The 10406-nt window shown below is 35.6% G+C and carries 11 protein-coding genes and 1 pseudogene; 5 read left to right on the forward strand and 7 right to left on the reverse strand.

Annotation, left to right across the window (positions count from 1 at the left end; genetic code table 11):
• Nucleotides 1-110: 110 nt before the first annotated feature.
• The 3 genes and pseudogenes from GGQ84_RS14620 to GGQ84_RS14630 form a co-directional block, all read right to left on the reverse strand.
• Nucleotides 111-767 carry a DUF5643 domain-containing protein gene (locus GGQ84_RS14620; RefSeq protein WP_429163547.1) on the reverse strand — a complete coding sequence of 219 codons (657 nt, stop codon included), beginning with the start codon at nt 765-767 and terminating at the stop codon, nt 111-113.
• A gap of 147 nt (nt 768-914) precedes the next feature.
• Nucleotides 915-1169: pseudogene (locus tag GGQ84_RS14625) on the reverse strand (sigma factor); the annotation flags it as partial.
• Between the two features lie 413 nt (nt 1170-1582).
• Nucleotides 1583-2833: a hypothetical protein gene (locus tag GGQ84_RS14630; protein WP_429163548.1), complete on the reverse strand. Its 1251-nt coding sequence runs from the start codon at nt 2831-2833 to the stop codon at nt 1583-1585.
• A 336-nt stretch (nt 2834-3169) separates the two neighbouring features.
• On the opposite strand from GGQ84_RS14630, the gene GGQ84_RS14635 reads away from it, so the two are divergent.
• The gene (locus GGQ84_RS14635) at nt 3170-3418 is read left to right on the forward strand and encodes a spore coat protein (protein ID WP_429163549.1); all 249 of its coding nucleotides are present in this window, start codon (nt 3170-3172) and stop codon (nt 3416-3418) included.
• 349 nt (nt 3419-3767) lie between these two features.
• Nucleotides 3768-5132, forward strand: a complete 1365-nt coding sequence (locus tag GGQ84_RS14640) for a citrate/2-methylcitrate synthase (RefSeq protein ID WP_429163550.1) — start codon at nt 3768-3770, stop codon at nt 5130-5132.
• A gap of 88 nt (nt 5133-5220) precedes the next feature.
• Here the strand turns inward: GGQ84_RS14640 and GGQ84_RS14645 are convergent, their stop codons facing one another.
• Entirely contained in the window at nt 5221-6036 is an 816-nt protein-coding gene (locus GGQ84_RS14645; RefSeq protein WP_429163551.1) for a DUF4097 family beta strand repeat-containing protein, read from the reverse strand.
• A gap of 64 nt (nt 6037-6100) precedes the next feature.
• A complete protein-coding gene (truA, locus tag GGQ84_RS14650; protein WP_429163557.1) occupies nt 6101-6847 on the reverse strand; it encodes a tRNA pseudouridine(38-40) synthase TruA in 747 nt (248 codons plus the stop codon).
• Between the two features lie 123 nt (nt 6848-6970).
• Here truA and GGQ84_RS14655 point away from each other — a divergent pair, with 123 nt between their 5' ends.
• Nucleotides 6971-7546: a LysM peptidoglycan-binding domain-containing protein gene (locus GGQ84_RS14655; RefSeq protein ID WP_429163552.1), complete on the forward strand. Its 576-nt coding sequence runs from the start codon at nt 6971-6973 to the stop codon at nt 7544-7546.
• Nucleotides 7547-7575: 29 nt separating this feature from the next.
• On the opposite strand, the gene GGQ84_RS14660 is transcribed toward GGQ84_RS14655, so the two are convergent.
• Both GGQ84_RS14660 and GGQ84_RS14665 read right to left on the reverse strand, forming a co-directional pair.
• Nucleotides 7576-8253 carry an RluA family pseudouridine synthase gene (locus tag GGQ84_RS14660; RefSeq protein ID WP_429163553.1) on the reverse strand — a complete coding sequence of 226 codons (678 nt, stop codon included), beginning with the start codon at nt 8251-8253 and terminating at the stop codon, nt 7576-7578.
• A 129-nt stretch (nt 8254-8382) separates the two neighbouring features.
• Nucleotides 8383-9276 (reverse strand): phosphatidylserine decarboxylase, encoded by an 894-nt coding sequence (locus GGQ84_RS14665; protein ID WP_429163554.1) that lies wholly within the window; start codon nt 9274-9276, stop codon nt 8383-8385.
• Nucleotides 9277-9526: 250 nt separating this feature from the next.
• Here GGQ84_RS14665 and GGQ84_RS14670 point away from each other — a divergent pair, with 250 nt between their 5' ends.
• Complete coding sequence (locus GGQ84_RS14670; RefSeq protein WP_429163555.1) at nt 9527-10048, forward strand: serpin family protein; 522 nt, start codon at nt 9527-9529, stop codon at nt 10046-10048.
• Nucleotides 9987-10271: a serpin family protein gene (locus GGQ84_RS14675; protein WP_429163556.1), complete on the forward strand. Its 285-nt coding sequence runs from the start codon at nt 9987-9989 to the stop codon at nt 10269-10271. The genes GGQ84_RS14670 and GGQ84_RS14675 overlap by 62 nt, the downstream gene beginning before the upstream one ends.
• Nucleotides 10272-10406: the final 135 nt, after the last annotated feature.

The raw sequence follows: 10406 nt of genomic DNA on the forward strand, positions 1-10406 counted from the left end.
TATTGATGGAACGCCGTATGAGGGGAAACTCTCACGTACGGTGTGGAACGGGGGAAAAGGTGGAGATTATATCAAAGCCTTACCTATCGTTATCAGCTTTCGCTGGCCTTCTATTTGACATCAACTTCAAATGCATGTTCTTCTAAAACCTCAAAGTTTCTCCTTTTTTCTTCACCCTCTAACCCACAGCGTACCATTGGTGTAATAGTAAGTTTGGTAGTATTGTCATTAGGCATATCAAATCTGTTGTAGCTTTTCTCTGATAGGGTTCGTGCCGATATAGGCCGCATTTTATTTCCATCCTGGTCTTCTACTTCAAAAAACACATCATATTCACTGCCATTTATCATATTATAGCTTAGCATAGTTGAAAATGGTGAAATTTTTAAATCTGTCACTATTATTTGCTGCCCATTATCCAATTTGATTTCTTTATTAAGATCTATTGTCTTAGTTTCAGCCATTAACATTTCGCCATTAGCTTCAAATTGAAAATCCCACTTTCCTCTCAAACTCCTGCCAGTATCAAAATTGAAAATGTTGTTATAGGAAATTCTAATTTTTAAGTCTTGATCAATTTTAGTATCTTCGATGTTCATAGCAGAAAAAACTCTATAAGTGTTATCGTCTATCGGCTCTGTGCTACCACTGCCACCAACACTTATGTTCTTCCCATTTATAAAAACATCTGGAAACATACTAATCCTGTCTAAATCAACCTCTTGTGACCTGAATGTACTTGCTATCACAATCCTACCGTGATCCACTAGCACTTCATCAAGTTTGATCCAATCCCTTTATCATAGATAGTTTTTCCAACTACAACCTTATAGTCTTAGCCTGTTAAGCAATCTTACAGCAGAAGATCGGGAGATATTTGTCAAGTACTATATAGAAGAACAAGAGATAGGGTGCTTTAGGTACTTCCTCTTGTAATCTATTGATTTATACTTGGCTATTGCTGCTACCCAGTTTTTAAATGAATTTTTCTCTGGGTAAAAACTATCAATATTATCCCAAACAGCTAATAGCACATCATCTAAGCATTCTTCGTGCAAGTGTTGCAAATTATATAAGTGCTTTCCAACTATGCTTTTTATCAGGCCACCATAATTATCTATGACATAATACAAAGCATCCTCGTTTCCTTTATTTAACTGGTGTATCACTTATTAATTCGCTATAAGAGCTCAGAATCTATCCTTTAAAAATAAATTTTTTTTGAGAAAGTAAATTATTTACCTAACAAGAAAAGGACAAACCTTAAATCTTAAGGTTTGTCCCTTATTTAAGTCCATGATTAAATATAGCACAAGTGGAAAAACTAAATTTAACCCAACAAGTGAGGTGATAAAAAATAGAAAAACCAAAGTTAAAGAGGGTTGTACGACTTCCAGATGGGACTGTAAAGAATGTAGCCGATCTAACTAAAGAAGAAGTTGATATGCTAGATTATCATATAAATGCTTCCCCCACTACTAATCATATGGTGGGTTTTGAAGTTCCTGATTATAAAGAAGAGGATAAGGAGTAATATTAACACAGGCATGGATAGTTAATATATCCATGCCTGTCTCTATCTTTACATTTCTTGCTTTTCTCTGGCAATACTCACATTATCACTTTGTCGGTTACTTAGTGCCGCTACTGGACTTTGGTCTACCTCTGCTCGATAATCCTGACCTTTTAGCTGCTGATACTGGTCGATTACCATATGACTAGGTACAGCGTTTACGTCGTGATTTACCTTGTTTTGATAAGAGAAAAATGTATGATCATCTGGTAGGTCATTTACATTTTTCAAATCTTCCATATCTCCAGTCAAGCCAACCTGCTCTCCAAGAATTTTTCGCACATAATCCCTAGTATCATGAAATTGAAGTAGTTTTGGGAAGGCTCCAGGAACAACTTGTTGCCAATCCTTGTTCTCATATTTAGCTAGAAGCTCAGCTGCTTTATGCAAGTGAGCAATTTCCTGATTAAGGTGCATCTCCCAAACAGGTTTAACAATTGGATCCATTTCATCTTGATAGAAAGAATAGTACAGGTAACATTCATTGTATTCGTGTAACAAAAGGTTTTCAAGCCAGGTTGCATTGGGGTCAAGTAACGAGCCGTATTGAGTAACGTGTTCTTCTTCAACCATACCAATCTCCTGATATAGTTGACGACCTAAGTCATTATAGTAGGTATTACCAATGTTCATGTAGAAGTTCATAGTTTGCTGTTCTGCTGCAGTAATGATCAAGGTATTTAACTTGGTGCGAATATCCGCAGTTTTAAAGTCTACATATCCCCTTACTGTGTCATTAGGGTGTCGATGTTCTGCAATTGTGGGGCGCCCAGGTGTAATTTCCACATAGTTTTTTACCAATTGATGCGAGGGAATATTTTTATCTAAATCTAGTAAATCAGCGTAGCGATATAAGTGATCAAAGTCTTCTAAAAGAGCAAAATCCAACGTCTGCTTTACATAAGGATCAGGCTCATTTTGAGCCAACCAGGCAGTTAGATCTACTGCCACATGCTCATATCCGATTGTTGTTTCTAGGGGAGTTTCGTCAATTGGCTTTAGCCAGTTAATGTGCTTTTGCTGCAACTGCTCAACCCGACGGGTATTTGCAAGTTCACGTCTTAAGTTATTGTCTGTACAATTGCGATGGAACTGATGTGAAAACATTATGGATTCCACCTCAATACCATTCATTAAAATAATGCGTATCTTTGTATATGGATCCACGTCGTGTTTAGAATAGGGTTTGGGGTAGATTGTTTTCCAGTCCATAAAACCGTCTTCTATTAGCATGGGTTTTTGTTCAAATGGATTAAACATAATGCACTCTCCTTTCACAGTATTATGAATCATTATCCCAAATTTGAATTAATGTTATGCAAATCTTTGCTAGGTATATTATTGCAGGCTTAATAAATACTAATTACGAGCACTAAGAAAAGGAGGTTTTTTTGTGTCTAACTTAAATCAAATAGAATTGCAGAATCTTCGTCATCTCTCATCAGCTCATATGATACAGCTACATTAAAGCTTCAAGATTACTCACAAAATGCCACAGATCCTCAGGCTAAGGCTTTTTTTGAAAAATCAATTCAGGATGCTCAAACTGCTAAACAAAAGCTAATGGCATTCTTAAATTAAGAGGAGGTTATAGATATGCTTCAAGATAAAACAATGGTTAATGACGCTCTTTCAATGATAAAAAGTAAGCTTACATGTTATTCCAACGCCATAGCAGAATGTGCAAATCCTCAATTGCGAGACACTCTTCAGCAGCTTAGAAATACATGTGAAGATTCTCAATATGCCCTGTTTGAGATAGCAGAAACAAAGGGGTACTATCAACCAGCTATGGCTGTTGATGATGCAACAATTCAACAAGTTAAATCTGAACTTCAAAGCTAAAACAAAAATACCCACCCAATGTGGGTATTCCCTTTAACTCTTCCCATGCCCATCCCTAACTTTTTTTCCAGAAAACTTAGTAGTTCTACTCTTTTTTTCTGATTTAGGACACTGGTTAAATGTCTTCAAGTATTATATAATAATTAAATTAGGTCTGTTTCGAAAAAAATACTTCAAAACATAGTAAAATCTAAATATATAGGTAGCATATTCTCAAGATTTTTATTATAATTAAAACTTAAGAAGTATAATTATACAGTATACATAAGACTGAATTCAATTTACAATTTACTTTTGTTGAAAAACAAAGAACACATACTTTTATTATTTAATTGGGGGGGATAAAAAAATGGAGAAGGAGTGTTTGTTTGAAAAGGATTATTTTAAAAAATTATCAAATTTAGCTGTAGAAAATAATACTATACCTAATGAACTATATTCCGAGCATGATGCTAAGGTTGGCTTACGAAACAAAGATGGCTCAGGAGTATTAATAGGGTTAACAGAAATTAGTGATGTTAGGGCTTACAGAGTAAATGAAAACGGGGAAAGGGTACCACAGCATGGTCAATTATTTTATCGAGGTATAGAAATCAAAGACCTAGTAAAAGGGTATCAAAAGGAAAAAAGACATGGATTTGAGGAAGTTTGTTATTTATTGCTTTTTGGTCAGTTGCCAAACAAAGATGAGCTAAATGAATTTAAGATGCTTTTGGCAGATAATAGAGAGTTGCCAGAAGGGTTTATTGAAGACATGATTTTAAAGGCACCTAGTAAGGATGTTATGAACAAGTTAGGGCGAAATATACTTACGGCATACTCTTATGATAGCAACCCTGACGACACAAGTGTGGAAAATGTGTTACGCCAGTGTATCCAATTGATTGCTCAAGTTCCATCTATGATTGCCTATGCTTATCACGCTAAAGAGCATTTCTACAAAAATAATAGCTTATACATTCATAGACCACTAAAAGAACTTAGCTCTGCTGAAAATCTATTGCATATGGTAAGAGCAGATAATGGGTATAGCGAGTTAGAAGCTGAATTGCTAGATTTAAACCTAATCTTGCATGCTGAACATGGCGGTGGGAACAACTCTACATTTACTACCCATGTTGTAACCTCATCAGATACTGATACTTATTCAGCAATTTCTGCTGCAGTGGGTTCATTAAAAGGACCTAAACACGGTGGCGCTAATAAAAAAGTTATGAAGATGATTGATGACATCAAAGCTAATGTCAAAGATTGGAGTAACGAAAAGGCAGTAGAAGACTATCTAGTTAAGATAATTAGAAAAGAGGCCTTTGACAAAACTGGCTTAATTTACGGTATGGGTCATGCGGTATATACTTTATCTGACCCAAGAGCTGTTTTAATGAAGGACAAAGCACATGAATTAGCTGAAGAAAAGAACATGCAGCTTGAATTTGGACTCTACAACACTATCGAAAAATTAGCACCACAGGTGTTTGCGGAAGTAAAAAAGGACACTAAGATGATAACGCCTAATGTTGATTTCTATTCAGGTTTTGTTTACAAAATGCTGAATATACCTGTTGCTTTATATACGCCGATTTTTGCAATGGCAAGAATGCCTGGGTGGGCGGCCCACCGAATTGAGGAGCTAGTAAGCGGAGGCAGAATCATTCGACCTGCTTATAAAAATGTGATACCTCAAACTGAGTACGTTGCTTTGGAAAAAAGATAAACAGTCGTTATCACTTATAAAAGGAGCTGTTACACAGTGAACTATTTGAGTTCGTGGTGTAGCAGCTCCTTTTAATTCATTGTAATATTTAATTATTTATATATATACTTCCATTTGATGTCTCTAAATTTAGTTTAAACCCGCCACCATTTATTCTTTCTTTTACTATTTTCCCATCTATTTCCTGGTATTTTGACTTTATACTTCCATTACTAGTTCTAGCATCTAAATCAAACCCTAGCTCATCAGGAAATATAACAGTTATTTTCCCATTACTTGCTCTGATATCATACTCTTGGCCTAAGAGGTTAGCTTCATTAGAATATTCTATATTGATACTGCCGTTGGATGTTCTAATTTTACCACCGCCATTTACGTCATTTACATTTACACTACCATTACTTGTTTCTAAATCAAATTCTCCTATATGCCCCTCAACTTTAATTCTGCCATTACTGCTTCTTAACTTAAGATCACCTTGGATTCCAGGCTCCACTGTAATACTCCCATTTGAGGTTATAACATCTAAATTCACACTCTCAGGCACATGAATTCTCATAGATACACTGACATTACCTCTCTTTATCTCAGGAACTATAGTCCTAATTTCTACAGAATCTTGTTCTTCTATAATATCTATAATTGTTTCCTCTAAGTAAGTAGCTAAATCGACTTCAGTAATAGCACTCGCTTTCTTGTCATAATGTATTTTAATATAATTTTGGTCCCACTGTTCTATTCTAACGCTACCGTTTCTGTTCTCAATAGAGATACTACCTGCAACAAATTCATTGCACTGCAAGGTCCCACTGGAAGTTTCCTCGACGAAATTGATGTTGTCTAAACTGCAACCTGATATAAGAAACATTATTAAAACTAAAAGTACTATCCCTATTTTTTTCACCTAATACTCCACTCCCCTTTTCTTAATGACTATATTATTCTCTGGCTAGCTTTTAAAAACCTCTTTAGCTTTCTTCAAATTCAATCCTTTCCAAATATAGCCCAAATGCCGCTGCCATAAGGCCAGTTTGCCTTCGTTCTTTTGAATTCATAATAGTCTGGATACTGTCAGCTTCTATTTGCCCCAAACCAACTTCTATCAATGTACCCACAATCTTTCTAACCATATTATGAAGAAAACCATTTCCCCGCACTCTAATTTGGATCACTCCATTGTTTTCTTCTATATTTATGGAATATATCTCACGTACCATAGATTTTTTCTTGGACTTGGCATTTGTAAAGGCAGTAAAGTCGTGTTTCCCTATAAAATATTGGCTTGCCTTTATCATCTTTTGGATATTCAGTTTTTTCTCAACATGCATACTATACTTTCGCATAAAAGGATTTGAATATTCTTGGTTCCAAATCTTATATAAGTAAATTTTTTCTTTAGCATTATATTGAGAATGAAATCTATCAGAAACTTCCATTACTTCCGTAATGCTGATATCTTGAGGTAAGTATTTATTCAAGTAGTTCTTAATTTGAGCTTCAGAAACGTTCTTGTTAGTCTTAAAGTTTGCTACTTGAGCAAAAGCATGTACTCCCGCATCTGTTCTGCTGCTTCCATTTATTTCGACTTTTTTATCTAAAAGCTCTGATAGTACACTTTCTATTTTTCCTTGAATTGTATTTTCATCATTGCCAAGTCGCTGCCAACCCTTATAGCGCCCGCCATCATATTGTATAGTTAATTTATAATTGTTCATTGTATCTCCTTTCCAATTCATATTGTTCTCCTAACAACTTAAGCTAATCCATTTATGTCAATGACACTTTTATTCATTTTTTGCCATATACTGTATTAGCATTTAAATAAGGAGATGATACATTTGAATAACAATAAGCTAACACGTGCGAAGCACCCTTTAAAAGGAGAGCATATCCCGCGACCGCCAAAAAAATGCGACGGTAAATTTTATACGGTAAAACCTACCCAGACACTGGCTAGTATTGCTCGCAGATTTGGAATAACAGTTGATGATATTCTGGCCGCTAACCCACAGATAGTAAACCCAGATATTATCTTTGTAGGTCAAGTGATATGCATCCCAACCAGGCCACCTAAACCAAAGCCTGTTTGCGACCTACGTGTACTTTCACTACGTTTACTGACTGAGGCTGGTGAGCCTCTACCTGATGTTGACGGGGCTGTCCAACTAAATGCCAATGTGATTGTAAGAGCCACATTTAATCGTCCAGTTTTCCGAGCATTCTTTTTCCTTGAGCCTACTGGTACTGAAACCTGTGAACTTGCTAGTCTCATCGGTATTAACTGTCCCGGTGATGATGTTGCTGAGATTCTGTGGCAGGTACCATCAGGTACTCTAGGCCGCGTTTATGTTATAGGATGCGAAAATAGTTGCTGCGCTAAATCCGAAGAACTACTTGTTGTTAGAAATTCTTAATAAAATAATTACACTATTAAGTGTTGTTGTTAAAAAAGCGTATGAAACTTATCCCAGGGTTTATGTTTCTTTATATTACTACTGAATGACATTTCTTCTTTTAATGTAGGGTGTTCAAAGCTAATTTGTTCGGAGACAAGAGCAATCTGTCTCCCTTTTTTATTACGCCCATATTTCTGGTCTCCATATAAAGGATGCCCTATAGTAGAAAACTGTACGCGGATTTGATGTGGTCTTCCAGTATGTAGATTGATTTTAACCAGACTAAAGTCTTGAGCACTCTCCATTAGCTCATACTCAAGTATGGCTTTCTTAGCTTTTTCTGTACTCTTTCTAACAGTAGAAACTATATTGGTTCTCTTATCTTTTACCAGGTAATGGGTCAACCTTCCCCTCTTCTTTAATGGGTTTCCGTGAATAACAGCCATATAGGTTTTTTGGAATACGTTTCTTCTTATTTGATCTGACAATCGCGAGGCAGCTTTTGAGGTCTTTGCAAAAACCATAACGCCTCCTACAGGTCGGTCTAATCGGTGAATTAACCCTAAATAAACATTACCCGGTTTGTCATATCTTTTTTTTAAGTCTTGTTTGAGCAAGGTTAACATATCTATATCTCCAGTTCGATCCCCTTGTGTCAAAATATTAGGTGGTTTATTTACTACCAATAGGTGGTTGTCTTCATAAATAATAGGTATCGTTTTCATAAGTAACTATCTCCATTCTTTCAATTTCTAGCTTTAGAACAACTTCTACGCACCTCCTTCTTTTCCTGTATCATATTTTAAAAGAACAAAAGACACCTACCCCATGGCAGATGCCCTAATTTCAAGCCTTTATTTGGCTTTAGCAATACGTTCTCCCATATTTACTTTTGTTTCAAAGCCTTCTTCAGTATTTTTAATAAGATCTTCATCCACTTTTATAGTATTTTCTTTGAAAAACATTATTACAGTAGAACCACCAAATTTAAAGTATCCTTTTTCCTGCCCTTTAAATACCTTCTTATTAGCTTCATAAGTTTGAATTATAGTCCCCACGCAGGTTGCTCCAACCTCCACTAATACAATTTTACCAAAATTGTCTGATTGGAACTGGGTAAACTCCCTTTTGTTTTGGCAGTATATTTTGGCTACTTTTTTCAAAGCTATAGGATTTACTGAGTAATAGTTTCCCTTTATGGATTTGGATTCTTGGGGTATTCCACTATCGGGAAAGTGAAATCTATGATAATCTGCAGGGTTTAATCTGATAACAATGCATACCCCTTTGTCATATTCTAAAGCTAATTTCTCATCCTGGAAAAGTTCATTTAAATTATAATGTGACCCCTTTATTTGAACTACATTGTTCATATCTATATTTTCATAGGCCAGTAACCTACCATCAGCAGGTGATATAACACAATCTGAGTCCTTACAAATCGGTCTTGCTTGGTCCTTAAGTTTACGGGCAAAGAAGTCATTAAAGCTCTCATAATCATTTAAGTTTTCTCTTTCCGCTTCGCTCATATCAATAGAAAGCTCTTGAACAAAATTCTTTATTTTTTTCTTACTTGAAGGTAAATTTTGAAATTTGCCATAGTAACTGTTTATAAACTTTTTCTTTACTAGATACTCTATTAAAGTCCCTCCTGTTTTTGTTTCATGAGCCCATCTCAAAAGCTTTTCCCCGGACACTACTTCTTTTATTTTTTTACCTGTTCTTCTATCAATGAAGACTATCTCCATGCAAAAATCCTCCTCAAAAGTAAACGTCAACTATATGGATAGCTTATTATGTAATATTATTCCAAATAATCAGCGCTTCTATCCCCTCTCCATACAGTACATATCTTTCATCATCAACTACTATATTAATTGATTATATAATCATTAACTACTTTTGTGAACCCTCCACTCTAACAATATAGGGAACTTAATGCTCATATCAACGTCTAAATAAAAAAAAGCTAATAATTTAACAAGGAGGGTTTTGGTAATGAAAAAATCTATTACTATTGTTTTTATATCAATGCTTTTAATAATAGGGATGACTTTTTTAACAGGGTGCGAAAATGATACTACAACGGGAGGCATGAACATCCCTAAGCCGGAAAATGAAGTACTTGATGTCTTTGACCCAAGCATTTCTAATGCTTCTAATGACTTTGGCATAAAAGTTTTGCAGAACCTGGTGACAGAAGATGAGAACATATTTATTTCTCCTACAAGCATCTACACTGCTCTTGCTATGACTTATAACGGTTCTGGTAGCGAAACTAAAGAAGCCATGGCTGAAGTTCTTGGAATTGAAGATTTGGAGCTAGATAAGTTTAACAAAAATAACTTGGCGCTTTTGTATTATTTACAGGTAGCTGATCCTTCTGTAACTATTAATATAGCTAATTCTCTCTGGATGAAAGAGAACATTGATTTTGCTGATGACTTTGTTGAGCGAAATGAAACCTTTTATCGTGCTCAGAAACAATGCGGACTTTTACAACATGGTGTCCTGGGATGAGGGCTTAAGGCTCTTTATCAGCGAGGTAAAGCATAAATCTTTCATAGAGGTGGATGAAAAAGGAACAGAGGCAGCAGCTGCAACTTCTGTAGAAGTAGGTAAAGAATCAGTCGCTATAGAAAGCTTTAATATGAAAGTTGATCGTCCATTTTTCTTCCTTATTCACGATGAAGACACTAACGAAATCCTATTTAGCGGTACAGTAGTTGATCCGACTGAGTAATTTATTTACAAATGGCAGGCCACCTTATGTCCAGGTGAAACCTCCTTCTATAAAGTTAATATTTCTCTTTAATACTCACTCATTCTCAGTATTTCATAGTCACCTAACAATGGGTCAGCCTCAGGAACTGGATAG

Source organism: Desulfitispora alkaliphila (assembly GCF_050433185.1).
GTDB lineage: Bacteria > Bacillota > Desulfitisporia > Desulfitisporales > Desulfitisporaceae > Desulfitispora > Desulfitispora alkaliphila.